The sequence below is a fragment of the Vibrio sp. 1751 genome (assembly GCF_033339895.1).
GTDB lineage: Bacteria > Pseudomonadota > Gammaproteobacteria > Enterobacterales > Vibrionaceae > Vibrio > Vibrio alginolyticus.
On record NZ_JAWOVM010000002.1, the window covers coordinates 17,379 to 43,742 of the forward strand.

Genomic DNA, 26,364 nt, shown 5'->3' on the forward strand with positions numbered 1-26,364 from the left:
ACACTCGTTTCTAGCCATTACCTCCATCTTTAATTTGAGATCTTAATTCAAGTTTTAGGCAGATTTAGTAGGTTGATTTATCAAAATTGAAACAAATGAACAGCGAATCAACAGGTTACTTCATCGCATATTAATGTTATTGTGCGCTAAATTATTGACGCCCTTATAAGTATTCCACTTATAAGCCCTATCACCTCGAGAATTTTTACCATTATCTAGGAGAATCACAGTGAAGTGGACTCGTGCCAACGCCTTTTGTATTGGTATGTTCACCGCTAGTCATGCTTTTGGGCAAACGCTAGAGCAAGCGGTTGAAAACACATTAAAAACCAATCCTGACATCAAAAGTGCGTTCAATGAATTCGTTAGCAAGCAGTATGTGAATGAAGCATCTGGTGGTGCTTACCTCCCATCCGTAGACTTAGATGCCGGTATCGGTTACGAAGGAATCAAACCCGCAGAGTCAGGGCGAGATTCAACCGATCTGACAAGAAAAGAAGCCACCGTGACACTAACCCAGCTAATATGGGATGGCTCAGCGACACTTAATGATATGGATCGAACAGCAGCTGATGCTGAATCGGTCCGTTATCAACTTCTAGCTGATGCCCAAGACACCGCTCTAGAGGTCGCGAAAGTTTATTTAGACTCAGTAAAAGCTTATGAAATTCTTACACTTTCCGAGAATAACTTGAAAGTGCATAAGAAGATCTATGAAGACATTAAAAAGCGAGTTAACTCAGGTATCGGTTCTACAGCAGACCTAACCCAGGTAGAGGCTCGTTTAGCAAAGGCTCATGGTAACTTGGTGGCAGCTCAGAACAACTTATATGACAGCCACACCACCTTTACACGCCTTGTCGGACAGTCACCACAAGGATTGATTTTCCCAAGAGCGGACCAAAACTTTATTCCCTACACCATCGATGAAGCGATTGACTTGGCATTCGAGTCACATCCAGTCATCAAAATTTCGGTAGCTGATGTGGACTCTGCAAAGTTCCAATACAAGCAATCTAAGGGAACTTACTACCCAACGATATCGGTAGAAGCGGCTCAAACATGGCGTGATGATGCAAGCGGTATCGAAGGAAGCAGCGAAGAGACAACAGCAATGTTACGTATGCGTTACAACCTCTTTAACGGTGGTAGTGACGTAGCCAACGCTGAAAGTTTTGCCTACCAACTAAATAAAGCAAAAGACCTAAGAGAACGTGCATACCGCCAAGTAGAAGAAGGTCTTCGTCTATCTTGGAGTGCGTTAGATTTAACACTTCAACAAAAAGAGTTCCTAGCGGATCACGTAGATTCGGCCTCAGAAACTGTCATCGCCTACGAAAAGCAGTATCGCATTGGAAAACGCACTCTGCTGGACTTGTTAAATACTGAAAACGAACTTTTCGAAGCGAGAAAGAACTACTTGGATGCTCGATACTCAGAGCAGTACGCCAAGTACCGCGTTATGAACGCGACTGGCCAATTGTTAAATGCCTTGCGTGTCGATGTACCTACAGAATGGAATGAAAAGGTGGAGTACTGATCATGAAACCAGTGAAGATTCTATTTGCATTGGGTATGCTCGCCATCACTCAACACGTTGTTGCTGAAGACGAATATGAGTATCGTCCTGTACCAAATGCAGAACAAATAGCAGATTTGCAAGATGACGATAACGATGGTGTCATCAATGCTCGAGATATGTGCCCAGGTACACCTGAAGGCTCAGAGGTCGACAACGACGGTTGTGGAGAATACATTAAAGCATCAGATAACATGCAAGTGCGGATACTTTTTGCTAACGACTCTGATGAGATCAATCCAGTCTTCAGAAGACAAGTCCGAGAGCTTTCCGACTTTTTAAAAGAGTACCCTACTACTTCGATAGAGCTGCACGGCTATGCTAGTAAAGTTGGTGGTTCAAAGCATAACCAAGATCTTTCTGAAAGACGAGCACGCAATGTCCGTGAAGCCCTACTAAGCTACGACATCGAACCGAGTAGAGTCCGCATTGTTGGTTTTGGTGACACTCACTTAGCACAGCAAGGGACCGATGAAGTCAGCCATGCTTTAAATCGTCGAGTAACCGCATCAGTCGTTGGTTACAAAGGCGAGATAAAAAGAGAATGGACAATATTCACAACTCTTCCAGAAAGGTAAAGTACCTGTTTTTGTTTGCTCTGCAAGCACAAAGCAAACAAAAACGAGTGAATACTTAACCTCAGAAAAGGAGCTTCGGCTCCTTTATTTTTACTCATTTCGACAACCGTATTATGCTTTAGGAATCGGCACTTTAGTGTTACTCTAGCCACGTCATAACAACGAGAGTTTTGAAATGAGCAAACTTACATCAGATATCCAAGCGAACCTTGACCTTTTTGTTGCAGAAACGAAAGAAAACCAATTGGTTTGGGGTTTACGCAATGAAGAAGGTTGGCTATCTTGCGATTCAACTGAATTCGAAAACAGCGAAGTCATGCCTTTCTGGTCTTCTAAAGAAGATGCAGAAGCACATAATGTTGAAGAATGGGCAGATTTTACTGTACTAGAAATCCCATTAGATATCTTTGTTGAAGATTGGCTTTTGACTCTTGCTGAAGATGGTGTTCTTGTTGGAACTAACTGGAACGATCAGTTAGAAGGCAAAGAAATGGAGCCTCAAGATCTAGCAAAGCTTTACATTGATTAAAGATTTCTGACCTCAACTTTATGTTGAGGTCTTTCTTTTTTATGCCTCTTCTTTCAATATCTCGACCAAGTGCATAGTTTTACTACTCTTTTTCTTAGTACACCCAACTTAATCACAACGCTGATGCGTTAAAAGCGCTATGATAACTCAACTTTAAAGGCACCTTAAATTAAAGGCTCGTTTAAACATGCGCGTGCTCTATCCCTTGCTTGCGTCACTTTTGCTCACTCCAGTATATGCAAGCGACACTCAAGATATTGAACCAAACCAAAATATCACACAGTGGCACTCTGTCTACCAAACCACACTACGAAGCAACCCTGAGTCGGCATTGAGCATGCTTCAAGATCGCTACCATACAGCGAAATCGGACAGCGAAAAGCTCTACGTAAGTGGATTGATTTATGAATATATGTCAAACATAAATCAGCCTTACTACGGCAGCAGTCAAGTCTTAGACAACCATTTTTCTCAATTAGAATCAGAATATATTCTTGCCTTAAATGAACGTAAGCATGGTAGTTACGAGGCCTCAGTAGATAGCTTTTCTTCTTTGCGACAGACAATGAAGAAAATATCCGATTCCGAAGGCAAGGCTCTGATGAACTATCAACTTTGTTATACGCTGAATCAACAAGGTCGTTATCACAAAGCAAACTTTTATTGCTCATCCTTAGAGAGCCACTTAAATCATAAGCATCAAGAAAACTTCCCTGTTGATCTTGCTTTGCGCGTGGTAGCAAATAACTACAATTACCGCGGTGACTATGAAAAAGCCTTAAGTTTGTATCGACAGTTGATGGCCAACATGTCGACGCAAAGCGATCCTTCAGGGATTTACAATGACGTCGGCAATTTACTTGCAGAGCTGGGGCAATTTGAACAATCAGAGCAATATCTCATTCAAGCCTTACTGGTTCGCCAAGATGAAGGGACACCTCTTGAAGTTGCGCAAGTCGAACATAGTCTAGGAGCGATGTACAGAAAATCCAAAGAACTCGATAAGTCCATCAGCCACTACAAAAATGCATTAACGATTCTCGAACAACTTCATTACCCATACGGGCAAGGGTTGACCTATTTAGGGTTATCTGCTGCTTTGGCCGATTCTGGGCAATTGGATACCGCGGTAGATTACATTGGAAGAGCATTAAACATTGCCCAAACTTATGAGAATACGCACCTTGAAACAGAGGGTCATTTGGCTGCTGGATTGGCATATTTAAAGAACCATACACCCGAAAAATCGATTGAACACAGTACAATAGCGTTAAGATTAGCGGTAAAAAACGCTAGGCCCTTATTGCAAGCGCAAGCCCAATTACTCCTCTCAAAAGCATACCAAGCTCAAAATGATTACAAAAAGGCGCTGGAGCATCACAAGGCCTACTCGACGATTGAACTAACGAACCGAGACGCGAGTAATATCAAGGCGTTAGAGGCACTAGATCTCACTAAAAAAGAGTATGAATATGATCTACAAGTCGCGCAGTTGAACAACGAAACTCTTCTAAGTCAGTACCAGTTTGAAAAACTCACAGACCAACAACGCACTTATAATTTTGTTGTTTTCTGTTTATTGGTTCTCCTCGCTCTGGCATTGATGGTTCAGCGACAAACACGCTTAAAAGCCAAAATAGACAGCTTAACGTGTGCATTAAACAGAGCGGCAATTATAGAGACGATTAAAAGCCAAACCTCCAAAGCTGAAGGAGACTTCCGCTACGTTCTAGCATTAATCGATCTAGATGACTTTAAGGCGATTAATGATCAGTATGGTCATCCGACTGGCGACTTAGTACTACAACAGGTATGCAAAGCGCTTAAAGCTAAACTTAATAAGGGAGATTACTTGGGTCGTTTAGGTGGAGAAGAGTTTATCTTGCTATTGAAAAACGTCGATGAGATTGACGTTCCCTTTAGAATACAAAGTCTGCATAAAACAATTTCAGAAAAGAGTGTACATTCGCTTAATAACCATCAATTGAATATATCTGCGAGTCTGGCCTATCTATCAACCTCAATGCCACTCACCAACTTTGATGAGCTCTATTCGATATTAGACCAAGCGTTATACAATGCTAAGAAGCAAGGAAAAAACTCCCTTGTGGACGCATACAACGAGCCGATCAGTTTAAGTGCTGAGTATATTCTCTAATAAAACCAAACCACCAGCGTAGTGGTTTGTTATAGGTGGAAGCATCAGTAAGCCATTCAGATGCAACACCATCATCAAGGAGTCTTTGTGCCCAAGGCAAGAAAAAACATTCAGTCTCTAGAGCGAGGTTTTCTAATCCTCGAGTTGCTCTCGATGAGTGAGTCTCCCCTATCATTACAGACGATCAGTAATGCGATCCAGTTAAATAAGACGACTGTTCACGGGTTACTTGCGACTCTACACTCTCTTGGATATGTATCCAAACACAACCATAGCTACAGCCTAGGGTTTAGATGCTATGAACTGTCTAAGCCGATTGAACAAAAAAACGAAGCTATCCGACAACATTTTGTTCCATTGCTGAAAAAAATGGCCCAAATGACTAACAACACAGCTTACCTCGCTGTACAAAGTGGCGCTAAAGAGTACTTGTATATCGATGCTATAGAGCAGGATAACCCTCTTACTATCCGTAGCCCGAGAGGGAAACGAGAAGGACTCACAACATCTGCGATCGGCAAAGTTTTTCTTAGTTTTGATGATGAGCTTCGTCGAACATTACGCCTTGAAAACCAAATATCCCCCACGTTAGAAACTGAACTTAATCAGGTTGTATTATCAGGTTACGCACTCGATTTAGAAGAGGCAGAGCCAAACCTCAATTGCTTAGCGATCCCCCTTTACTTGGATGGTAAAGTCGTTGCTGTTGCAGGTGTTAGCGGTGCTGCCTCCGAACTGACGGTCACTAGGCTAAAACACTTTGCAAGAATCTTTCTCAAATTTTAAGATTTGACAATGTCGAATCCTAGGCCATTTTTATACTGTTTTGATTACATGCTTATACGTCGCCTCTAATATGGTCGTTGTTCAACTCAACAACGTAGGAGAAGCGATGTCTACTGTATTAATCACTGGCGCTAACCGTGGCTTAGGCTTGCAATTTGTCCGCCACTACCTTGGAAAAGGTTGGCAAGTTATCGCAACTTGTCGTTCACCAGAAAATGCTAAGCAGCTCAATGAACTAGTAACCCAATCCAATCAACTTCAACTGATGGCTCTAGACGTCACTAACCAACAAGATATCGATCAGTTAGCCACTCAATTAGCGGATCGTCCGCTCGATCATTTAGTTCTTAATGCAGGTGTATTAGGCGAAGAGTGTGCAAAGCTTGGCGAAATGACCCAGAAAAAATGGCTAGAAGTACTAAACATAAATACCGTCGCACCTGCCCTGCTAATTCAAGCCCTACAAGACAACGTTGCGAAAAGTCAGCACAAAACCATCGTGGGAATCTCAACCCGAGTTGCGAGTTTAAGCGATAACAGTTCAGGTAACATGTACAGTTATCGAGCATCTAAAGCAGCGCTTAATCAGGTTCTAGTATCAGCAGCACGCAATCTCGAATCGCGAGGAGTAAAAACTGTCGCAGTTCATCCCGGCTGGGTAAAAACCGATATGGGCGGTGAGGACGCAACCTTTTCTGCCGAGGAAAGTGTTGCAGGCATTGTTTCGGTCGCAGAACAGCTAACACTTAAGCTATCCGGAAGCTTCCGCGTATTTGATGGCTCTACAATCGAATGGTAACTGTTCTCTAAATGACGTCTCCCGGCCAAATTGAAGGCCGGGAGAATACAGTAAACTAATAGGCCAAAAAGATAAAAGCTCGCACTATCGTCAGACAAGCGAGCCGTTATCGTCTATGGTGTTGTACTACCGTCAAACGCTGAGGAAGTCAGCGATTGCAGAGGTGTCATTTAGACAATGATTTCCCATGAAACTCACTCAATCATCCCACTCAGGCGCTAGCCCTTCAGGGTTTACTTCGCGGCCATTTCTTTCCAACGCATCTATCTTTGCAATCGTCTCTTCACCCAGATTAAGTTCAAGTGCTTTCAGGTTACTTGCCAAATTCTCTCGTTTAGTTGAAGACGGGATCACCGCGTAACCTTTTGACAAAGCCCAAGCAAGCGCGACTTGAGCTGGCGTGGCCTGATAGTCCTCAGCAATACCTGCAATAGTTGGGTCCCCAAGTACTTTCCCATATGCCAAGGTCATGTAAGACGTTACCTGAATATCGTTTTCCTGCATGAAGCTGACCAACTTACGATTTTGCAAATAAGGGCTAAGCTCGATTTGGTTAGTAACAATATTCTCTTTACCGACCACTTCTATCGCTTGTTGCAACAAGTCAATATTAAAGTTGGATACGCCAATATTACGGGTTAACCCTTGCGATTTAGCTTCAAGTAATGAAGCCATGTATTCGTTCAAGTTATTGTTATTGCCAGGCCAATGGATCAAGGTCAAATCCACATAATCTGTATTTAGCTTTTCTAAGCTCTCTTTTAGACTTGGAATGAGTTGTTCCGTGTTCATGTTATCAACCCAGATCTTCGTCGTAATGAATAGCTCATCACGTGCAATACCGGACTGTGTCAATACTTCACCGATTTCTGCCTCATTACCGTAAATCTGTGCAGTATCAATTACGCGGTAACCCACTTCTAACGCATTACGGACTGAATCCTTAACTACTTCACCCTCTAAACGAAACGTGCCGACGCCAAATGATGGTACTTTCATCTAAATCTCCTGAATTATCGATTTTATAGTTGATTCGAAGCAAAACTTTACGCCGCAAGAAATTTTCCGTAAAGTTAACAATACTCAAATCTAATTTGAAATATATTCAACAATGAAAGCTACTCTAGATGAAATGCGCACCTTTATGGCCGTGGTCGATACGGGTTCAATCAGCTCTGCGGCTGAACTGTTATCGATGACCGTCTCGGCGGTGAGTCGATCGGTATCTCGGCTAGAAGCCAAACTCGAAACGACCTTGTTAAATCGCACAACCCGTAAGTTAGATGTTACTAATGAAGGAACGATATACCTCGATAAAGTCAGACATATTGTAGAAGCAGTAGAGAATGCCGAAGCACAACTGAAAAGCCAGAAATATAAGCCTTCTGGCCTCCTACGAATAAACGCAGCTACCCCCTTCTTACTGCACGTACTAACGCCGCACATTGCTAAATATCAGAGCTTGTATCCAGAAGTCGAAATCGATCTCAATTCCAATGAGGAAAATATTAGCCTTTTAGGAACAAAAACCGATATTGCTTTTCGTATCGGTGAGCTACAAAACTCAACCATGCGCGCGATATTTCTTGGTAAAAGTCGGATTCGAATCGTCGCGAGTCCAGAGTATTTAAGACAACATGGTACTCCAACCTCAATAGATCAGTTACTCAATCACAAGCTACTTGGATTCAACAAGCCGGAGTATCTTAAGGAATGGCCGATCATGGATGATAAGAACAAACTTCTGCGTATTATGAGTAGCCTAAGATCTGATAATGGCGAGACGCTAAGATGTTTAGCCTTACATGGTGCGGGGATAGCTTGCCTGTCTGACTTTATGACCTACTCTGACCGACAAGCTGGTCGCTTAGTGGGCGTGCTTAGTGAACACACGCATAATGTCGAACAGCCCGTTCATGCGGTGTATTACAAAAATGCCAGTACCTCACGCCGGATCAGCTCTTTTATTGACTTCATCAAGCAAGAAATCAAGGTAGAGAACCACCAGTTCCTTTAAAGACCACCGCTGTTTGTGGCAAAACACTTTTGTCTTTTTGCCGCTTTTTCTCACAACAAAAATCTCATAGTGTCCTGAATATCAGGGAGGCACCTTGCCTCCTAGTACTCAAAGTAATAGTCAGGCTTCATAATGCATAAAGATTTAAGTAACAGATTCACCATCGGTGTTGAGCTCCCCCTAGATAATGACTGGACCCAAGAAGGCCAGAAAAAACGGCTGCTCCAACGAAAACCGTTCGGCGTACCAGACATGAGTGCACATAAACAGCGTATTATGTTAGCCGATAAGTTAGGCTTTAACGTAGCGTGGGTGAGAGATGTCCCGTTGTACGACCCTAACTTTGGAGACGCGGCACAAATTTATGAACCGTTCAGTTATCTTGGCTATCTCTCTGCGTGCACCGACAACATTCTACTAGGGACAGCAGCGATAGTATTACCGTTAAGACAACCTTGGCTAGTGAAAAAAGCCGCTGCGACCATCAACGAGTTAAGTGGTGACCGCCTGATACTCGGTGTGGCTAGTGGAGACCGTCCTAGTGAATATCCCGTTTTTAACGCCAACTTTGACAGCCGTGGCTCAGCTTTTCGAGAAAGTGTAGAGATTTTGAAAGATACGCAAAATGATAAGCTGGGTAACGATCTACAGTTATTACCCGAGTTTGCTGATATTCCTATCTATGTCGCAGGGTTAGCGCAGCAAAGTCCACAATGGATAGGAGAAAACCTAGACGGCTGGCTCGCCTACCCAGGCACACCTGATGATCATGAACACCGCGTTGCACTTTGGCGCTCCGTAGCGGGAAACAAACCCTACGCCAGCTTTATTCATCTTGATTTAGTCGATAACCCAAATGCACCAGTCGTTCGGCATCATTTTGGTATCCGGGCCGGAGTCAATGGCTTGAGCGATGAGCTAGAAAAAATGCAAGAAGCAGGAGTCAATCACATCGGGTTGCATTTCCGTCGTAATAGCCAACCAATTGAGAAATCAATGGAACAGATCGCTCAGTACGTGTTGCCACGCTTTAACTAAGATCAAATAAAAATATGTGCCACCTTACTAAGGGGGTGGCACGCTAGGCTTGGCACTTGGAAAAACAAAAGCTGCAATAACGACAAAACTCTTTTGTTAAAACAACAATAATAGAGTTATTTTAAAGTAAGTCTTGGTTGAATAAAGTCGATGAACGCGGAAATACGTTTAGAGACTGAAGAAGATTTGTAGAAGACAGCATTGACCTGTTCTCGTCCAGTATTTGTGATTTTTTCCGATTCAAACAATGCCACTAACCGTCCAGAATCAAGATCATCTTTCACCATAAAGCCAGATAAACATGCAATGCCGTTCCCTGCCAGCACTAACTGTCTAACCGTTTCACCACTGCTGGATAGGGTATCAGGCTCTATCATCTCAAACCCTCGTAATGGCCACTGATTTAACACTTTAGCGCCAGAAAAACCGATCAAGTTATGACTGCGCAAATCGCTCACCGCTTCAGGGAAACCTCGTTTAGATAAATAACCAGGCGTGGCAACGATAAATAGTGGGCTTGTTCCTAAAGGTTTAGCATGCAGTGTTGAATCCGATAATCGTCCAATACGTATCGCCACATCGGTTCTTTTTTCCAATAGATCCACAAAACCCTCATTAGAGGTAAGATCGAGTTGAATATCAGGATAAGCCTCTTTAAATGGCTGAATTAACGGCACGAGTTGATGTAAAACAAATGGGCTAGCGGCATCAACTCTTAAGCGCCCCTTGGGTAATTCACCTCGTGTGATGATCTCTTCTTCAGCTTGCTGTATTTGTAGTAAACCTAACCGAACCGCTTCAACAAACTGATGCCCTTCCTCAGTAACTTCCACTCTGCGCGTCGTGCGATTCAGCAAGGTTACCCCCAACTGTGATTCAACTTTACTAACCGCACGAGACACCCTAGCGACTTGAATACCTAGTGCATCAGCAGCGGAAGAAAATCCACCACTATCCACAACTGCCATGAGAATCTCTAATTCATCTGATCGGGTTAACATTTCATCCCCTTTCTTAACTGCGCATTTTAATCATTTATAACAAAAGTATTTTGTAATAAACACCATTTTTCGCAACGAATAACTCTTTAATAATACACGACATGGAGACGGGCTATTCGTTTATCCATTCATATTCAATGATTTTAAGAGAGAGTTGTTATGCCTTTAGCTTTACTTGCATTGACGCTTAGCGCCTTTGCTATTGGAACCACGGAGTTTGTAATTGTCGGTCTGATACCGACTATGGCCTCCGACCTCAACGTATCATTACCTTCAGCGGGTCTTTTAGTTAGCCTGTACGCACTTGGTGTCGCGGTTGGTGCTCCCGTTTTAACAGCGCTGACTGGTAACTGGAAAAGAAAGTACGTTCTGCTTTCTGTGATGGCACTGTTTGTTCTTGGCAATCTGTTAGCCTGGCAAGCACCTGGATACAACACACTAGTTACAGCAAGGATACTGACCGGGCTTGCACACGGTGTGTTCTTTTCGATCGGCTCGACTATCGCCACTGGCCTAGTGTCAAAAGAAAAAGCCGCTAGCGCGATTGCTATTATGTTTACCGGTCTCACCGTAGCTCTAGTGACGGGCGTGCCACTTGGCACCTGGATTGGCCAGACATTTGGTTGGCAGGCAACCTTCCTAATCGTCGCGATCCTTGGAATCATCGCACTGATAGGAAGCGCTCTGCTAGTGCCGAGTAATCTGAAACAACCACCAGCAACCAAGCTGTCATCGCAAGTAAAAGTCTTGACTCAACCTCGTCTACTTTTGGTGTACGCAATCACCGCGCTCGGTTACGGTGGTACGTTCACAGCCTTCACTTACTTGGCTCCTATTTTGGAAGAAGTTTCGGGGTTTGGCTCTAGCGCTATCAGCCTAATTATGTTGGTTTATGGTGTATCAGTCGCATTCGGCAACATCTGGGGCGGAAAGATGGCCGACTCTATGGGGCCAATCAAAGCTCTGACAGCGATTTTCTCGGGCCTAATTGTGGTATTGCTCGTGTTTAGTGTCACAGCATTTAATCCAATTTCTGCAGTAGTGACCATTCTTGTCTGGGGTGCCTTTGCCTTTGGTAACGTTCCAGGACTTCAAGTTTATGTTGTCAAACTAGCAGAGAAATATTCACCTGATGCAGTCGACGTCGCTTCCGGCCTCAACATTGCTGCATTTAACGTAGGTATTGCACTGGGTTCTTGGGGCGGTGGCCTTATCGTGGCCAATGCTGGGCTGATGCACACACCTTGGATTGGCGCGATCGTAGTATTAGGTGCTCTACTACTAACCCGTTTCAGCGGAATGCTAGACAAGCGTGGAGAGCAGCACGCAACGGCACACTGATTCACGTTCCGAATCTATAAAAATCACTTAAATTAGCCCGGCATTACGTCGGGCTTTCAATACAGAGTTTAAATACACCATTGACTGAGGTAGAAAGTTTATTCTACCCTTGGGTAAAACAAACGTTCTACCTGGTATGTCAAATAGTGAAAGAAAAAATCGCAGCAAGCCTAGAAAAAGCATTTAGTCAGTATGGCTTCGCCGAGCCGAGCGTACCCCAACTCAAAAACGCCTGCGAAGTCAGCCTGAGAACCCTGTACAAATACTACCCCTCCAAGGAAGCGATGATTGTTGCAGCTCTCGAGCATCGCCATCAAAGGTATTTGAGTTTTTTGCTCGAAGACGCCCCTGCCAATGGAACACCGGCTGTATTACACCTATTCACTCGCCTCGAGGATTGGATGAAGGAGTTTACACCGAATGGCTGCATGTCCATCAATGCATTAGCAGCCTATCCAGAAAATCTATCGATTAATCAAGCAGTAAAACAACACAAATTGGCGGTTCGTCAGCTTATGGGCCAACTAAGTCAGCGAGAAGACCTCGCAACCACACTCTTCTTGTTACATGAAGGTCTATCCAACGCATGGCCGGTTCTCGGTCACGCTGCCTTTGCATCCGCTGAACACACTCTGCTAGAACTAATGAAGGAGAACAATCAATGACCACAATCCCGAAAGTCATGAAAGGCGTCCAACTTATCGGTCATGGTGGGCCAGATATGCTTCGTTACCGCGATGATCTACCTGTGCCAGTCCCCTCGCCTGATGATGTATTGATCCAAGTTGCCGCCGCCGGAGTCAATAACACCGACATCAATACCCGAACAGCATGGTATTCTAAAAACGACGCCAATAGCATGGATGCAAGTTGGTCAGGAGACGCGCTATCTCTCCCTCGAATCCAAGGTGCCGATGTATGCGGTACCATCGTCGCTGTTGGTGAGAATATCTGCCCATCACGAGTCGGCCAGCGCGTGCTCATCGAACCATGTATTACGCGCTTCCACAGTCAAGCACTTAGCTCGCCTTGGTACTTCGGTTCAGAATGTGATGGTGGCTTTGCTCAGTTCACTGTTGTTGACAGTAAACATGCATATGCAGTGAAGAGTAGTTTATCGGATATCGACTTGGCCTCCTTCCCTTGTTCTTATTCAACTGCCGAGAACATGCTTGTCCGCTCTAATGTCACAGCGAGCGATACCGTACTGATTTCAGGGGCATCCGGTGGTGTTGGCTCTGCCGCAATCCAACTGGCGAAGGCGCGTGGAGCATACGTCATTGCTATCGCCAGCCCAGAAAAGAAAGAACAGATCACGGCATTAGGAGCAAACCAAGTTATCCCTCGCGATGCAAATTTAACGGCGACTCTCGGAGAAAACAGCGTTGACGTAGTGATTGATCTGGTCGCAGGAGAGCAGTGGCCACAATTTCTTCAGGTACTAAAACCAGGATCAAGATACGCTGTTTCCGGCGCCATAGGCGGCCCAATTGTCGAGCTGGATGTAAGAACTCTTTACCTTAAAGACCTAGCGTTATTTGGTTGTACCGTTTTGGCACCAGAAGTATTCGGTAACTTGGTTCGCTATATCGAACAGAACGCAATTCGCCCCTTAGTCGCGGAGTCATTTCCCTTAAACCAGATAGGTCAAGCGCAAGAAGTATTTTCACGCAAGCAACATACTGGGAAACTGGTTTTGGAAATCACATAGCTTTTCGATTAACAGCGGCCTATACAAGTCGTTGTAATTTGAGAACACTTTAAGCATCCTAAAAAGTTCTCAATACTTAGAAGATCGCTACGGTTGGCTTAGCTTGTTATCCCTTTTCATCACGCTAAGCCAGCTTGTAAAAATATGTGTGTTTGCTTCTGAGTTATAAATGTTTAATACCAACATTATCTTACTTCTGGCGTTCATGAACAGAACCGAGATCTGAACGACTTCGGTGTTAAACCTACGATCCTATTAAATATTTTCCTGAACGCGCTCACATCTTGGTAACCCACTCTAAATGATATTGCGTCAAATGTTAGGGTTGTCGACTCAAGTAAATCACAAGCTTTTTGTACTCTTAAGCTTTGTATGTATTGGTTAACATTGAAACCTGTCGCCTTTTTAAAGCGTCGCTGCAATGTCCTTTCTGTTAAACAACTCAACTCTGCAAGCTCTTTATTGCTCAGTTTTCCTTGATAATGATCGTTTATATAGTGCTGTATTTGAACAATTACCTCATCACCATGTTGGAAGTTTGGAGTAAACTGTTGATAAAAGCGTTGCTCTCTCGGACCAGTATCAATAACCAACATTTTTCCTAACAGGCGCATTACTGCCGGTGACGCAAATAAGGAAACCAACTCCAAACCTAAATCCAACCATGACATCATACCCCCAGCCGTAATGATCGTTCCTTCGTTAATAAGGATGGCTTCTTGTCTTACGTGGATATCGGGAAACTGACTCGCTAATGAAGGAGCCAAGCCCCAGTGTGTCGTACAAGACTTATTGGTCAACAACTGGGTTTGAGCAAGAATAAAAGTACCAGCGCAGGCGGAGGCTAAAATCGCACCTTTACTATATTGGACTTTTAACCAGTCGAGTAGCTCTGGCTCTGGTTCTAAGTAATATTGACCAGTGCCGCTAGGCGGAATCATTACCGCTGTTTTCACATCGAAGTGCGTGTTTGACCAGTGATCCAATATCTCTACTTCAAAGTGTACATCAACGCCCAATTTAGCCGCCGCACGGTTTGCCATCTCGAAGAGTTCGCTTAAACCATATACGGAGGCTTGCGAGCTATCTGGGTAATTAACGAGTGCTATTTTCATTTATCTTCAAGTGTCGCTTTTTGACTCTTTTGTGTCATTTTAGACTCTAAAGAAGGTAGCTAAAAGTCTTTATATTATTCGTACCGCAATGATCCTCAATAAAAGGAAAAGAAAATGACTCAAAAAGCCCTACTTGTAATTGATTTGCAAAACGACTATTTCCCAGAAGGAAAGTTTCCTTTATGGAATACAGAATCGACTTTAGACAATGTTAAGAGAGCAATAACTAAAGCCAATGAGCAAAACATTCCTGTGATTCATATTCAGCATATTGCCGACCCTGCCATGGGTATTGCCCCATTCTTCAATGAAGGCAGCGACGGTGCCAATATTCACCCAGAAGTTCTTGCTTTAGCGCCGAATTCCGAAATCGTGGTAAAGCACTTCGCAGATAGCTTTGAAGGAACACGTTTAGAAGAAGTATTGGCAAGCAAAAATGTAACGGAGTTACTTGTATGCGGAATGATGACACAAAACTGCGTGACACATACTGCTATCTCAAAATCTGCGGACAAGTATGATGTTTCGATCTTAATGGATAGCTGTACCACGGTCGATGAAATGATTCACAACATTGCACTTCACGCTGTCTCAACGAGAGTTCCCCTCGTAACTATTGAAGATAAGCTGTAATACACGTAAAACCTTTCGCTCACACAATGCGGGCGAAAGGTCACACATATATGCACTTTCATTGATATTTACTTACTTTGTGTTAAACATTGGTTTCCAAACAGTTACAAGGAAACGTTTATGAAATGGATAGTCGTATTGTTTATTAGCTTATTTTCAGTTTTCAGCCATGCGAAAGAGTGGAAACAAATTCGCTTCACTGTTGAAGGGGCTTACCCTCCATTTAGCTGGACGACAAAAGAGGGAAAGCTAGAAGGGTTTGAAGTCGACCTCGCTAACGCGTTATGCAAAGAGTTAGAAGTAAAGTGCGTTATCTCAAAAATGGATTGGGATGGCATCATCCCTTCTCTCCTTAGTCGCAAGAACGATGCGATTATTGCTGCAATGACAATCACAGAAGAACGAGAAAAGAAAGTCGATTTCACCGTCCCTTATGCAAAAGTACCGACTCGTTTTGTAATGAAAAATGATAGAGAAATCAACATGGATGACGGCAGCCTAAATCGTTTATCTATTGGAGTTCAAAGAGCCACAATTGGTGATAAGTACCTTTCGGCCTTGTATCCAGATATTGATATTCGTCGTTATGGTACGTTCGATGAGGCATTTACCGATCTACTCAATGGACGGTTAGATGCTGTATTTGGCGGCTCAATCGGTTTAAGTGCTGGTTTTCTTGAAACTGCACAAGGTCAAGGCTATCACTTTACTGGACCAGCGTTTACTGAGGAAAAGTGGTTCGGTCGTGGCATTGGCGTAGCAGTGAGAAAACAAGACAAAGAATTAAAAGCATTACTCGATAGCGGAATACAAAAATTGATCCAGAGCGGTAAGCATAAAACCATCGCCAGCAAGTATTTCTCCTATAGTATTTACGAGTAACCTCTTTATCTTTTTATAGCCTGCGCGGTATAGGAAACTTCCCTTTCCCTATATGGCGACAAAAACGGAGCCCTCGAGCAGTCGCCCGAGGGTTATTTTTATAAAAAAGCCCACGTATATAAGTAACCCGCTCCCATGGCCATCGTTAAGATAACGATTAGGAAGGCAGCGATCATTTGGTTCTTAAAAATTGATTTCAACAAAATCACTTCTGTAAGACTTGCGCCAGCACTACCAATAATAAGCGCCATAACAGATCCAAGAGCCATACCTTTTTGTACTAGTGCCGCGCTAAGTGGAATGACCGCCTCTGCACGGATGTACAATGGAATACCAATGATTGCTGCGACCGGAATCGCGTACCACTTCGCTTCACCAGCGAACTCCGCAATGAACTCCGTCGGGATGAAGCCATAGATAAATGAACCAATCGCAATGCCCATCATGAGATAAGGGAACACTTGCTTAAAGTCTTTCCAAGTTGATTGCCAAATACGTACCCAGCGGCTAGGTTCTTTCTCTTCCACGACTGTCGCTGTTGCACTACCGTCTGATGAGCAGCAAGACACTTCCACTTTAGGTTCAGGTTTTGGTGCATCACCACAACAAGATGTTTTCGCCGCAACTGGCGTAGGTTCATTGCAGGCGCTGGTACCACAGATTGATGCTGGTCTCGCTTCTTCTTTTTTCTTGCTTGAATCGCCACAAGAAGTACCGCACGAAGAAGAACCTACCGCTTGATATGCTTCTGGTTTGACGTAACGTTCAAACCCTAGTTTTTCAAGTACATAGCCTGCTACCACTGATACTGACATCGCGATAGCAAAGTAAAATACCGCAACTTTCCAACCAAAAGTCACCACAAACAAACCAATAATCACTGGGTTAAGCAACGGGCTTGCAAATAAGAACACCATCATAGGTCCAAAACCAGCTCTTGCACGCAACAAGCCTTTTAAGAAAGGAATGGTCGAACACGAACAGAAAGGCGTAATCGAACCTAGCAACGCAGCAATGAAGTAACCTTTACCCTTTTTCGAGCTGAGAATAGATTGAATTTTTTCTGGCGTTAGAAAATCTTGCAACACACCGACAATGTAGCTAATTGCCAGAAATAAGATGATAAGTTCGGTTGCTAGAAACGCAAACATATCCAGCGCTTCTTTAGCCATAGTTATAATTTCTGTATTCACATTTACTCTCCTCGTCATTTTTCGCTAACAAGCTTACCTGATAGACAAGTCTTTATTTCGATATTTCTGGAATTATAGAATAACAAAACAAAAAATCAACAGAATATTTCCATAAAAATGGAATAATAAAACTAGTCATTACTTATCATAAAGTTACATGTCGTTAGCTATGCAGACTGGTTGTCTATGATAATTTCAGAGCATCTCGAATCCTTTTTATCAAACATAACCTAAAATTATCAAAATAAGAAAAAACCATAATTATTGCAGCGGCACCCTCTGAGTTAGTATGACTTTCGACCATTCTTAATAATAAGGAAAACCTATGAGAGCGATAACTTACCAACGAGATAACGATACTTTCTCTTTATCCGAATTACCTACACCAAAACTAGAAACCCAATTTGATGTATTGGTTAAAGTTAACGCTGTTGGTTTGAATCCTGTCGATGCAAAAATTCATTATTGGTCAGACATGGTCACTAACATGGATAACAATTTTGTTGGCGGGTTAGACGTATCAGGAGAAATAGTCTCTGTAGGCGATGCGGTCGTTGATTGGAAGGTTGGCGATAAAGTGTTGTATCACGGAAACATGAGACGCCATCACGGAGGATTCGCTGAATTTGCTATCCATGATTCAAGAACGCTTATAAAGCACCCTCAGGTTCCGGTTGAATTAGCAGCATCTACACCTTGCGCAGCCTGGACCGCATATCGCGCTTTGGTAGACAAGCTCGATATTTCAAATCGAAGCAGCATTTTTATCGCCGGAGGTGCTGGCGGCGTTGGAAGCTTTGCTATTCAGTTAGCAAAGACATTTGGTGTTGAACAGATCATTGCTACTAGTTCAGAAGCTAATCACGCATATTTGTCCTCGTTAGGAGCAACCCATATGATTGATTATCATCATGAAGATGTAGTTCAGCGAGTAATGGACATTACCGGAAATCATGGCGTTGAGGTTGCACTCGATTGTGTAGGCGGTGATAACGACCGAATTGCAGCCTCGGTGTTAACCTTTGAGGGAGAAATGGTGGAGCTCGTCAAGACTGTCGACCCTTCTCAATATCCAGATGCCTTCTTAAAAGGCTTGGGCTTCCACCAAATAAGTTTGGGCTCTGGTCATGTCTTTGGCGAGAGAGGGTTTGCAAGTATCGTTAATGCCGGAAAGGAAGTGTCTGAGCTATTAGAAAATGGAGAATTGGAAGTACCGAAACTGAAGATCATCGGCTTAGAGGATGTAGGTAACGCACTCTTGGACATGCGAAATCAGAGAACAGTTGGAAAGATTGTCGTTAATCTGAACCAAAAATAATTAATAAAGATCTCGAGGCAAACTGGCAAAGTAATGAGCAAGTTAAAGCATCTTGTTACTTTGCCAGATATGAAAGACCTTTATTTTGTCTATAACGATGAATGAAAAACAAAACCTCTTGCCATACTTCCCTGCGCTTCACCAAAATTAGGCGTTTTCGAGAGTGTCTCTCCAAGTCGCTAGCAATTTAATATGACGTGGTTCAATCCCACAGCAACCACCAATAATGCTTGCTCCCTGCACATGCCACTTTTTAGCATACTCAAGATATTCAGTCGGAGAGAAATGACGAACTTCCTGAATGGTCTCGTTGGCTTGGTGCGCTTGCTTTATCGGAGCAAAGCTATTTGCGAAAACACCTATCGTCAATTCTCTACCTGACTCACTCAATACTGCTTGTGTATCAATGATCGCTTGCTCGACAACTTCAGGAATAGAGCAATTGAAAAAGATACCTGAAACATTTGTTTTCAACAGCGTATTAACCGCGACTTTAAGAGATTCCCCTGAGCGAAGGCGAGGCAAAGAGTTAGGGTCATCCATTAAGGTGAAAGCAAGATAATTGGGCTTATCTGTTTTGGCTAAAATTATTGATAGAATTTCAACTTCAGCAAGGCTAGACACGGTCTCAGCTAACCAAATATCAACATATTGATCTTGAGCTTCAAATAACTCAGAAGCCACTTCCAGTGCCCTTTTCGGCTCGAATAATTCAGGCCTGTAAGACCCCATTACAGGAGGAAGAGACCCCGCAACGAGCACTCTATCGTTAGAGCTGGTGACTACATCTCTGGCAATTTTGGCTGCAGATTTTGCTAACTCAGCCCCTTGCTTTGCATAGAGTTCCTCTCCTAAGTGAAATGGAACACATGCATAACTGTTAACAGTGATAATCTCAGCGCCAGCGTCTATGAAATTCTCATGGGCCATTTTTACATATTGTGGTGATTCAATTAGCGCTTGTGCACTCCAAAGCGGCTGAGAAAAAGGGGCGCCAATACGTTTCAACTCTCGCCCCATGCCACCATCTAAAATTGTTACTTTCTTCATTTAGACATCCATACCGCCAAACATCCATAAGCTCTATTCAAACACAATTTTTATCAATTCAAAATGAAATTGTTATGTTTAAAGTGAACAAAGACTTAATGGCTGATTAAACACTCTAGTATTTACCAGACCTTTCATTCGGACCAAGCTAATGTTATCGCCATTAACTTCGAGTAAAAAGCCCATTATCTATGTCTCTCGGCGAGGCGGGCGTTACGAGCCACAATAGTGCATGAAGTGATTGAGGGACTAACCCTCAATCAAATTTTCTTTTTATTATAAGACCTTAGATAAAAACTTCTGTAATCTAGGATTGGAGGGGTTATCAAAAAATCGCTCAGGAGAGTCAGAAACCAAAAGCTCACCATCTTCCATAAACAACACCCTATCAGCGACCTCTTTTGCGAAACCCATTTCATGAGTAACCACGACCATGGTCATTCCGTCCTTGGCCAAATCTTTCATCACATCAAGAACTTCTCCAACCATTTCAGGGTCTAGTGCTGATGTGGGTTCATCAAACAACATAATGTTGGGCTTCATTGCTAACGCACGAGCGATTGCGACGCGCTGCTGCTGTCCGCCTGATAAATGATTAGGATAATTATCCATTCTCTCCGACAGACCAACTTTATAAAGCAAATCTTTTGCTTCTTTCTTCACCGATTCAGGGTCACGTTTAGAAACCTTTAAAGGTGCTAACATGACGTTCTCTATCGCCGTTTTATGTGGAAAAAGGTTGAAGCCTTGAAATACCATGCCCACATCAGCGCGTAGTTTATTGATATCCGTAGATTTGTGGTACATATCGATACCATCTACGATAATAGACCCACTATTTATTGTCTCTAATTGATTGATCGTCCGTAAGAATGTTGACTTACCAGAACCTGACGGTCCTACGATGACAATCACTTCCCCTTTTTCTACATTTACCGATACGTCCTTGAGCGCATGGCAGCCATTAGGGTAAATTTTATTAATTGTTTTTGCTGAAATAATGTATTCCATTAATGACTCCACCATTAATCACTTGCTGCCAATTTCTTTTCTAACGTTTGTATTGCCCAAGATAAGGTACTAGTCAGAAGCAAATAAAGGGCCGCTACGGTAAACCAAACTTCAAATGGGGCAAAACTACCACTTACGACTTCCCTGCCCGCTTTTGTCAGATCAGTAATCGAAATCACGGAGACAAGTGAGGAATCTTTTATCAGGTTGATAAACTGCCCGGCTAAGGGAGGTAATGTCTGCTTAAACGCTTGAGGTAAAATGACATAAATCATCGCTTTGGGATAATTCATTCCTAGTGAACGCGCCGCTTCCATTTGTCCTCTTGGGATTGACTGGATTCCTGACCGCACAATTTCTGCGACATAAGCGGCGGTAAACACGGAGAGCGCTATCACTCCCGCAGTAAAACGCTCAAGGTCAAGCACAGTACCAATAAAGAAGTAAACGATAAAAATCTGTACTAAAAGAGGCGTTCCACGAATGACCTCGACATACACAAGCGCCAGCTTTTTTAATGCCGGATTGCTGGATATACGCATTAGTCCGACAACTAAGCCCAACGCTAGAGCAATGATAAGTGACCAGAGCGAGATTTTAATGGTCGTCACAACACCATCTAAAATTGGGCCAGAGCGCCACTCTTTTATAGTTGCTAAGGTATCTCCTTCAAAAATAAGATCACCTTCATAGACGTCCACAGACTTATATTGGCTTAGTTCAAGAACAATATCACCATGAATACTCTCCAGAGCCAGTTGGTTATTCTCGTCGAGAATGATGTTCCCATCGACAGGCGCGGTAATGGATGAAGCAGCGTTAGTGGCAATATAAGGAAGGACACGCTCCCAATTCCAGCTGTAATCGATTCGCTTACCTGACAGATAGACAAGACCGCAAATTGATAGCAAAACAAGAACAAAAACAGCGTTCCACAATAGGGATTTAAAGTTATTTTGCATGTGATTCCGAGAATGACTTTGATTAAAGTTGGTTGGGTATTTGAATAAAGAAAAGCGTTAGCTTCACAGCGCGAACCGTTTGGTTGGCGATGAACCGAGCCAGAAGCTAGCCGCTCCTCTACAATAACAAAATGATTACTTAACTTGCTTTAACCATTTATCGTCGTTAAACCACTTATCGTAAATGCGATCGTAAGTTCCATCGCCCTTAATTTGACGTAAATAGTTGTTTAAGAAGTTAAGCGTATCTGGATTTCCTTGCGGCACAGCCCAACCCAAAGGCTCGTAAGTAAACGGTTTAGCCAAGTGCATTAACTGCCCTTTGTTTTCCGCCACATAAATAGAGTTGTAAGGAAAGTCATAAACAAACGCATCTACCTTTCCGTTGGCAACCTCAAGTACCGCTTCAGACTGAGTTTCGTATAGATTTATCTTAGCTTTCGGAAGGTATCGTTTTACCGCTTGCTCACCCGTTGTCCCAAGCTTAGTTGCAACAACATATTCTGGACTATTGAGATCTCGGTAACTAGACACTTTACCTTCATGTTTGAGATCTACGAGAATGGATTGACCAATAACCACATAGGGATCAGCGAAATTCACCTGAGTATTTCGCATAGGTGTGATAGTCATCCCGCCCATAATCATGTGACACTTACCAGTCAACAGTGTTGGGATAATGCCATCCCATGAAGTGTTTACCGGAACAAACTTAACATCCATGGCACGCGCCATTTGCTTACCCAAATCGATATCAAATCCGATGTACTGCCCATTTTTTGCTGTCATTTCAAAAGGCATATACCCAGAATCAAAGCAGACTTTTAGCTCCCCTGTACTTTTGATGTCGTCTAAAATTGGGTCTGCATTAACCGTCGTCGAAACAGCTAACCCCAGTGCAGCAAAACACAATAACTTTTTCATGGATATTCCTTTATCATTTGTTGTAAAGTTTTTTTATACACGACAAAAGAATAAAAAACCACAAATAATGACTTTTTAATCACTGGAATTTGTAGGATCGTTACTAAGCTGGAAGATCTGAATGAAAATCTATACCAAGCCATTGCAATTGAATTGCATGCATTAAGTGATTAAGTTGTAGGCAGGTCACTATAACGACAAGAAACATACGCTTTGACTGAATAGTCAGCGTTTCCGAGAGTGGTTTAATTATTAACGAAACCATACAGATATTCGCTTTTTCACATTGACCATAATGTCAAAAGTGCTTGAGTTTTATTGTTGACAATTCTTCCATAGTCAATGGTCACAAATGTGATGTACAGCACATTTCTATAATGGCACTATCACCTTTGTCGAGAGATATTAACAAGGATTCGTTGGACATCTTGACTTTGTAATACAAATAAAAAGGTGACTATATGAAAAAACTAATGACGCTCTCATCACTATTATTATTCAGTTTATCTGCTACTGCTGGTATTCATGTCGAACACTCTACAAACAAAGTTGTTCTCAATGACTTTACGACAAAAGATGCCGCTTATAGCTCTGCGTTTGATCTTGTCGATGAATACCAAACGCTATCAAAACATGAACTTAGAAATCGTCTAAACATCATTGGAAGCGGTTTCCCTCGTGATATTGCAATCGATGATAGTAAGGTGAGAGTTGAAGAATACGCACTTAACCGTGATGAAGTTAAATATCGTGCAATCATAAACTTCGATTATCACTTCAGAACAAGTGACGGCGGTAAAAACTAAAAAATCATCTGCACCTTTACTTTCTTAGAGCCCTTCCTATTTTAAGAAAGTAAAGGTGTCTAATCATATTGAAACGACTGCTTTTCATAAATCGCTCTCTCCTTACATAAACAGTATCAATCCCTACCTCTATCGTTTACATAAAAATAATTTTTCCAATCTTCATTGAGATACATTTCGTCGTTTGGCGCTTTATCATTCACTTGGTTCGCCATATGGATTCCACATCACTTAAATGAAAAAGACCCTTGAAATTGAGTTCACTTTTTTATGAAGATTAACTCAACCTAAGATTGACAATTTTCGTTATATTTTTCTCGTTTATAGCAATATAAAAAAACTCTTTTTGTTTTAATTAACCATAAGACGTAAAAAAAAGGCAACAAGATACTTCTTGTTGCCAAAGAAAAAAATCATTATTCAAAAAATATGAAAATGAAAACTAGCAGTGGACTAGCTAACAAAACAATTATATCCAAAACACTTTAACAAGTAACGATCAATATAATCCATTATATATGGATGAAAATCAGCACTTATAAAATTACACCGATAAATAAAAAATCCTGAAAATAGTTTCAGGCTTTTTATATTTATTATGTGCCGTCCTAAATAAGGTTGACACTTTCCACCCCCAAAATTGGAGAGTGTTATGAAATCAACAACTAAAAGAACTCAGCGCGATTACTCCCTCGCTTTTAAACTCACTGTAGTTGATGAGGTTGAAAAAGGAAGCCTCACTTACAAACAAGCCCAAGAGAAGTATGGCATCCAAGGTTGCTCTACGGTTTTGGTTTGGCTTCGTAAGCATGGTCGACTAGATTGGTCTAAAGGGACACCTAACTTTATGTCCAAAGGAGACTCTATGACCGAGTTCAACTCACCTCCTACACCAGAGCAACGTATTAAAGAGCTTGAAAAGCAGCTCGAAGATGCTCAACTCAAAGCCGACTTCTTTGAAGCTGTCGTGAACGTTATGGAACGTGACTATGGTGTTAGAGTGACAAAAAAGCACAAAGAAGCGTTGTCCAAGAGAAAACCATAGTAGGTTTGAGCGTTACGAAGTTTTGTCAGTTAGTACAAATCTCTCGCCAAGCTTATTATAAGCAATGCCAAACTCAATCTCGTTGTGAACATCATGAGCATACTGTCATTGGCTTTGTCCGTGAAGTCAGGCTGAAGCAGCCACGCATTGGCACGCGTAAACTGAAGTTCTTAGCAGCAACAAAGGGCATTCAAATAGGTCGCGATAAGCTCTTTGAACTTCTCAGAAAGCATCGGCTGTTAGTGAGAGCAAGACGAGCCTATCACCGAACGACTGACAGCCGTCATCGATTTTTCTGTCACCCAAACAAAGTGAAAGATGGGCTGACACCAACGAAGCCAGAACAACTGTGGGTTGCTGATATTACTTACTTGCCAACTCAAAATGGAGAGAGTTATCTCAGCTTGGTTACAGACGCTTATTCAAGGAAGATTGTTGGTTTTTATGTGGATGACAACATGAAAACTCAATCAGTTAAGCGGGCATTTATCTCAGCTCTCAGGCAACGGCAGAGTGAAGAAAAGCTAATACACCACTCAGATAGAGGCTCACAATACTGTTCGAAGGAATATCAAGATATCCATAAGAAACATAGAGTGACTTGCTCAATGACAGACGGGAATGACTGTTATCAGAATGCTTTAGCTGAGCGTGTAAATGGGATACTCAAAATGGAGCTCTTGCTGAAGAAACCGAAAGATCTGAAAGAAGCAAGGACGATGGTAGCAGAGTCCGTAGATATCTATAATCAAATGAGGCCTCATACGGCTTTAAAATACAAAACGCCCGATGAAGTACATCGAGCGTTTTAGTTAAAAAGTGCCAACCCATATCAGGACGGGTCAATTAATTTTTTAGAATGAATATCTCGCAGCTATTGCAAGAATATCGTCTTCATTGTCTACATCTGTAATTCTGTATTCTGCTAGTGCTTTAAAATTAGAAGTCAAATCGTACTCTGCACCTAGTGAGTAGTAATCGACGACATCTTCATCATCACGCTCTAGATTGTTATAGCCAACTAGTGCCCAAAGCTTATCTGTTACTTCATAAGTGGCAACTGCTTCAATACCGGTGTAATCAATATTACTTTCAGAACCATCTTTAGCCCAGTTTTCACCATCACTGTATAAAACAGAGGCATAAAACTTGTCGTATTCAAATGCAATAGCACCCGTTAGCAGCTCTGCATCTTCTGCACCCGATTGCCCTTCACCTTCGTTGTAACCAAGCGCAACTTTGAAGCCATATGGCAACTTGTAGTCCGCCGCCGCACCATAAGAGGCTGCATCTGTTGACACTTCATCGTTTTCAGCCTGATAGCTAACATGAATATTCAAACCTTCATAGCTTGTCGTTAGCTTAAATACTGAATCGGAGCGACCGGTACCATATAGATCCGCACTTACACCAGCAGCATCATTACCAAACTCCGGGAAAATATCCGTGTAGTCAGATACTAAAGTGACCGCACCGTATTGACGTCCATAACTTACTGTTCCGTAATCTGCACCAACTCCTACATAGCCTTTTCGGATATCAAATTCATCATCTTCAACCCCATCAGCATCTCTGCGATTAGACTTAAATTCCAACTCATATAAGCCGAATGCATAAAGATCTTCATTTATTTTAGACTCACCTGCAAGTCCTACACGAATGTAGCTATTATCTCCGTCTGCATTTTTATCATCAGAGAAATAATACATCCCTTGCGCTCGGCCATGAATATTTAACACTGATTCTTGATCTTCATAAACTACGGCTGAATTTGCAGCACTTGCAGAAAAAAGTGCTGCGATTGCGATCGACGTTCTTGTCATTTTCATTTAATTACCACTACTTATGTTGTTTGAATCGAGTGAGATTATGAACAGTGGCAATTATT

General features: G+C 42.4%; 25 protein-coding genes. 16 read left to right on the forward strand and 9 right to left on the reverse strand.

The genetic code is table 11. The annotated features are described in order from the left end of the window. The first annotated feature begins 229 nt into the window (after positions 1–229). The 6 genes from R7041_RS01240 to R7041_RS01265 all read left to right on the forward strand — a co-directional run bounded on the left by R7041_RS01240 (position 230) and on the right by R7041_RS01265 (position 6,429). Positions 230–1,540, forward strand: coding sequence for a TolC family outer membrane protein (locus tag R7041_RS01240; RefSeq protein ID WP_017635971.1), 1,311 nt, complete (start codon positions 230–232; stop codon positions 1,538–1,540). A gap of 2 nt (positions 1,541–1,542) precedes the next feature. Further along, positions 1,543–2,157, forward strand: coding sequence for an OmpA family protein (locus R7041_RS01245; RefSeq protein WP_005377354.1), 615 nt, complete (start codon positions 1,543–1,545; stop codon positions 2,155–2,157). A 175-nt stretch (positions 2,158–2,332) separates the two neighbouring features. After that, on the forward strand, positions 2,333–2,686 hold the full coding sequence (locus R7041_RS01250; protein ID WP_005377352.1) for a DUF2750 domain-containing protein: 354 nt from the start codon (positions 2,333–2,335) through the stop codon (positions 2,684–2,686). Between the two features lie 187 nt (positions 2,687–2,873). Next, complete coding sequence (locus R7041_RS01255; protein WP_042523725.1) at positions 2,874–4,844, forward strand: diguanylate cyclase domain-containing protein; 1,971 nt, start codon at positions 2,874–2,876, stop codon at positions 4,842–4,844. A gap of 87 nt (positions 4,845–4,931) precedes the next feature. Next, on the forward strand, positions 4,932–5,630 hold the full coding sequence (locus tag R7041_RS01260; RefSeq protein ID WP_104979219.1) for an IclR family transcriptional regulator: 699 nt from the start codon (positions 4,932–4,934) through the stop codon (positions 5,628–5,630). A 106-nt stretch (positions 5,631–5,736) separates the two neighbouring features. Then, on the forward strand, positions 5,737–6,429 hold the full coding sequence (locus tag R7041_RS01265; RefSeq protein ID WP_017821667.1) for an SDR family oxidoreductase: 693 nt from the start codon (positions 5,737–5,739) through the stop codon (positions 6,427–6,429). Between the two features lie 198 nt (positions 6,430–6,627). On the opposite strand, the gene dkgB is transcribed toward R7041_RS01265, so the two are convergent. Beyond that, positions 6,628–7,428: a 2,5-didehydrogluconate reductase DkgB gene (dkgB, locus tag R7041_RS01270; protein ID WP_206949751.1), complete on the reverse strand. Its 801-nt coding sequence runs from the start codon at positions 7,426–7,428 to the stop codon at positions 6,628–6,630. A gap of 112 nt (positions 7,429–7,540) precedes the next feature. On the opposite strand from dkgB, the gene R7041_RS01275 reads away from it, so the two are divergent. Continuing rightward, a complete protein-coding gene (locus tag R7041_RS01275) occupies positions 7,541–8,446 on the forward strand; it encodes a LysR family transcriptional regulator (RefSeq protein WP_005377343.1) in 906 nt (301 codons plus the stop codon). 132 nt (positions 8,447–8,578) lie between these two features. Next, positions 8,579–9,484, forward strand: coding sequence for a TIGR03571 family LLM class oxidoreductase (locus R7041_RS01280; RefSeq protein ID WP_064353954.1), 906 nt, complete (start codon positions 8,579–8,581; stop codon positions 9,482–9,484). A 116-nt stretch (positions 9,485–9,600) separates the two neighbouring features. On the opposite strand, the gene R7041_RS01285 is transcribed toward R7041_RS01280, so the two are convergent. Continuing rightward, the gene (locus R7041_RS01285) at positions 9,601–10,485 is read right to left on the reverse strand and encodes a LysR family transcriptional regulator (RefSeq protein WP_033906135.1); all 885 of its coding nucleotides are present in this window, start codon (positions 10,483–10,485) and stop codon (positions 9,601–9,603) included. 159 nt (positions 10,486–10,644) lie between these two features. On the opposite strand from R7041_RS01285, the gene R7041_RS01290 reads away from it, so the two are divergent. The 3 genes from R7041_RS01290 (at position 10,645) to R7041_RS01300 (ending at position 13,537) form a co-directional block, all read left to right on the forward strand. Next, positions 10,645–11,826: an MFS transporter gene (locus R7041_RS01290; RefSeq protein WP_017635963.1), complete on the forward strand. Its 1,182-nt coding sequence runs from the start codon at positions 10,645–10,647 to the stop codon at positions 11,824–11,826. Positions 11,827–11,969: 143 nt separating this feature from the next. Beyond that, complete coding sequence (locus R7041_RS01295) at positions 11,970–12,491, forward strand: TetR/AcrR family transcriptional regulator (RefSeq protein ID WP_206949754.1); 522 nt, start codon at positions 11,970–11,972, stop codon at positions 12,489–12,491. After that, a complete protein-coding gene (locus R7041_RS01300; protein ID WP_206949752.1) occupies positions 12,488–13,537 on the forward strand; it encodes an alcohol dehydrogenase family protein in 1,050 nt (349 codons plus the stop codon). The genes R7041_RS01295 and R7041_RS01300 overlap by 4 nt, the downstream gene beginning before the upstream one ends. Positions 13,538–13,740: 203 nt before the next feature. Here the strand turns inward: R7041_RS01300 and R7041_RS01305 are convergent, their stop codons facing one another. Then, positions 13,741–14,652, reverse strand: coding sequence for a GlxA family transcriptional regulator (locus tag R7041_RS01305; RefSeq protein WP_005377334.1), 912 nt, complete (start codon positions 14,650–14,652; stop codon positions 13,741–13,743). 114 nt (positions 14,653–14,766) lie between these two features. Here R7041_RS01305 and R7041_RS01310 point away from each other — a divergent pair, with 114 nt between their 5' ends. Together R7041_RS01310 and R7041_RS01315 are read left to right on the forward strand one after the other, a co-directional pair. Next, entirely contained in the window at positions 14,767–15,285 is a 519-nt protein-coding gene (locus R7041_RS01310) for a cysteine hydrolase family protein (RefSeq protein ID WP_005377333.1), read from the forward strand. A gap of 120 nt (positions 15,286–15,405) precedes the next feature. After that, complete coding sequence (locus tag R7041_RS01315; RefSeq protein WP_005377331.1) at positions 15,406–16,167, forward strand: transporter substrate-binding domain-containing protein; 762 nt, start codon at positions 15,406–15,408, stop codon at positions 16,165–16,167. 98 nt (positions 16,168–16,265) lie between these two features. Here R7041_RS01315 and R7041_RS01320 read toward each other — a convergent pair whose 3' ends face one another. Continuing rightward, positions 16,266–17,339, reverse strand: a complete 1,074-nt coding sequence (locus R7041_RS01320) for a permease (protein WP_005377329.1) — start codon at positions 17,337–17,339, stop codon at positions 16,266–16,268. A 346-nt stretch (positions 17,340–17,685) separates the two neighbouring features. On the opposite strand from R7041_RS01320, the gene R7041_RS01325 reads away from it, so the two are divergent. Further along, positions 17,686–18,678, forward strand: a complete 993-nt coding sequence (locus R7041_RS01325) for a zinc-binding dehydrogenase (protein WP_258512466.1) — start codon at positions 17,686–17,688, stop codon at positions 18,676–18,678. Positions 18,679–18,825: 147 nt separating this feature from the next. Here R7041_RS01325 and R7041_RS01330 read toward each other — a convergent pair whose 3' ends face one another. The 4 genes from R7041_RS01330 to R7041_RS01345 form a co-directional block, all read right to left on the reverse strand. After that, positions 18,826–19,728, reverse strand: a complete 903-nt coding sequence (locus R7041_RS01330; protein ID WP_206949753.1) for a homocysteine S-methyltransferase family protein — start codon at positions 19,726–19,728, stop codon at positions 18,826–18,828. Positions 19,729–20,004: 276 nt separating this feature from the next. Beyond that, on the reverse strand, positions 20,005–20,739 hold the full coding sequence (locus tag R7041_RS01335; protein WP_005377326.1) for an amino acid ABC transporter ATP-binding protein: 735 nt from the start codon (positions 20,737–20,739) through the stop codon (positions 20,005–20,007). 14 nt (positions 20,740–20,753) lie between these two features. Next, positions 20,754–21,701, reverse strand: coding sequence for an amino acid ABC transporter permease (locus R7041_RS01340; protein ID WP_005377325.1), 948 nt, complete (start codon positions 21,699–21,701; stop codon positions 20,754–20,756). Positions 21,702–21,836: 135 nt separating this feature from the next. Beyond that, positions 21,837–22,625, reverse strand: coding sequence for a transporter substrate-binding domain-containing protein (locus tag R7041_RS01345; protein ID WP_005377324.1), 789 nt, complete (start codon positions 22,623–22,625; stop codon positions 21,837–21,839). Between the two features lie 461 nt (positions 22,626–23,086). Here R7041_RS01345 and R7041_RS01350 point away from each other — a divergent pair, with 461 nt between their 5' ends. Continuing rightward, on the forward strand, positions 23,087–23,431 hold the full coding sequence (locus tag R7041_RS01350) for a DUF3316 domain-containing protein (protein ID WP_005377323.1): 345 nt from the start codon (positions 23,087–23,089) through the stop codon (positions 23,429–23,431). 652 nt (positions 23,432–24,083) lie between these two features. Continuing rightward, positions 24,084–25,288 (forward strand): IS3 family transposase gene (locus R7041_RS01355; protein WP_086026666.1). Its coding sequence is split into 2 segments (ribosomal slippage): positions 24,084–24,435 and positions 24,435–25,288, totalling 1,206 coding nucleotides; the frame shifts between segments, so codons are not numbered across the junction. Between the two features lie 42 nt (positions 25,289–25,330). Here R7041_RS01355 and R7041_RS01360 read toward each other — a convergent pair. Beyond that, complete coding sequence (locus R7041_RS01360) at positions 25,331–26,305, reverse strand: porin (protein WP_206949678.1); 975 nt, start codon at positions 26,303–26,305, stop codon at positions 25,331–25,333. Positions 26,306–26,364 lie beyond the last annotated feature (59 nt).

What these genes read in the sequence shown, in the direction of transcription:
- R7041_RS01245 (WP_005377354.1), top strand. Translation starts at nt 1,543, where the DNA reads ATGAAACCAGTGAAGATTCTATTTGCATTGGGTATGCTCGCCATCACT.
- R7041_RS01250 (WP_005377352.1), top strand. Translation starts at nt 2,333, where the DNA reads ATGAGCAAACTTACATCAGATATCCAAGCGAACCTTGACCTTTTTGTT.
- R7041_RS01255 (WP_042523725.1), top strand. Translation starts at nt 2,874, where the DNA reads ATGCGCGTGCTCTATCCCTTGCTTGCGTCACTTTTGCTCACTCCAGTA.
- R7041_RS01265 (WP_017821667.1), top strand. Translation starts at nt 5,737, where the DNA reads ATGTCTACTGTATTAATCACTGGCGCTAACCGTGGCTTAGGCTTGCAA.
- dkgB (WP_206949751.1), bottom strand. Translation starts at nt 7,428, where the DNA reads ATGAAAGTACCATCATTTGGCGTCGGCACGTTTCGTTTAGAGGGTGAA.
- R7041_RS01275 (WP_005377343.1), top strand. Translation starts at nt 7,541, where the DNA reads ATGAAAGCTACTCTAGATGAAATGCGCACCTTTATGGCCGTGGTCGAT.
- R7041_RS01280 (WP_064353954.1), top strand. Translation starts at nt 8,579, where the DNA reads ATGCATAAAGATTTAAGTAACAGATTCACCATCGGTGTTGAGCTCCCC.
- R7041_RS01285 (WP_033906135.1), bottom strand. Translation starts at nt 10,485, where the DNA reads ATGTTAACCCGATCAGATGAATTAGAGATTCTCATGGCAGTTGTGGAT.
- R7041_RS01290 (WP_017635963.1), top strand. Translation starts at nt 10,645, where the DNA reads ATGCCTTTAGCTTTACTTGCATTGACGCTTAGCGCCTTTGCTATTGGA.
- R7041_RS01300 (WP_206949752.1), top strand. Translation starts at nt 12,488, where the DNA reads ATGACCACAATCCCGAAAGTCATGAAAGGCGTCCAACTTATCGGTCAT.
- R7041_RS01305 (WP_005377334.1), bottom strand. Translation starts at nt 14,652, where the DNA reads ATGAAAATAGCACTCGTTAATTACCCAGATAGCTCGCAAGCCTCCGTA.
- R7041_RS01310 (WP_005377333.1), top strand. Translation starts at nt 14,767, where the DNA reads ATGACTCAAAAAGCCCTACTTGTAATTGATTTGCAAAACGACTATTTC.
- R7041_RS01315 (WP_005377331.1), top strand. Translation starts at nt 15,406, where the DNA reads ATGAAATGGATAGTCGTATTGTTTATTAGCTTATTTTCAGTTTTCAGC.
- R7041_RS01320 (WP_005377329.1), bottom strand. Translation starts at nt 17,339, where the DNA reads ATGGCTAAAGAAGCGCTGGATATGTTTGCGTTTCTAGCAACCGAACTT.
- R7041_RS01325 (WP_258512466.1), top strand. Translation starts at nt 17,686, where the DNA reads ATGAGAGCGATAACTTACCAACGAGATAACGATACTTTCTCTTTATCC.
- R7041_RS01330 (WP_206949753.1), bottom strand. Translation starts at nt 19,728, where the DNA reads ATGAAGAAAGTAACAATTTTAGATGGTGGCATGGGGCGAGAGTTGAAA.
- R7041_RS01335 (WP_005377326.1), bottom strand. Translation starts at nt 20,739, where the DNA reads ATGGAATACATTATTTCAGCAAAAACAATTAATAAAATTTACCCTAAT.
- R7041_RS01340 (WP_005377325.1), bottom strand. Translation starts at nt 21,701, where the DNA reads ATGCAAAATAACTTTAAATCCCTATTGTGGAACGCTGTTTTTGTTCTT.
- R7041_RS01345 (WP_005377324.1), bottom strand. Translation starts at nt 22,625, where the DNA reads ATGAAAAAGTTATTGTGTTTTGCTGCACTGGGGTTAGCTGTTTCGACG.
- R7041_RS01350 (WP_005377323.1), top strand. Translation starts at nt 23,087, where the DNA reads ATGAAAAAACTAATGACGCTCTCATCACTATTATTATTCAGTTTATCT.
- R7041_RS01360 (WP_206949678.1), bottom strand. Translation starts at nt 26,305, where the DNA reads ATGAAAATGACAAGAACGTCGATCGCAATCGCAGCACTTTTTTCTGCA.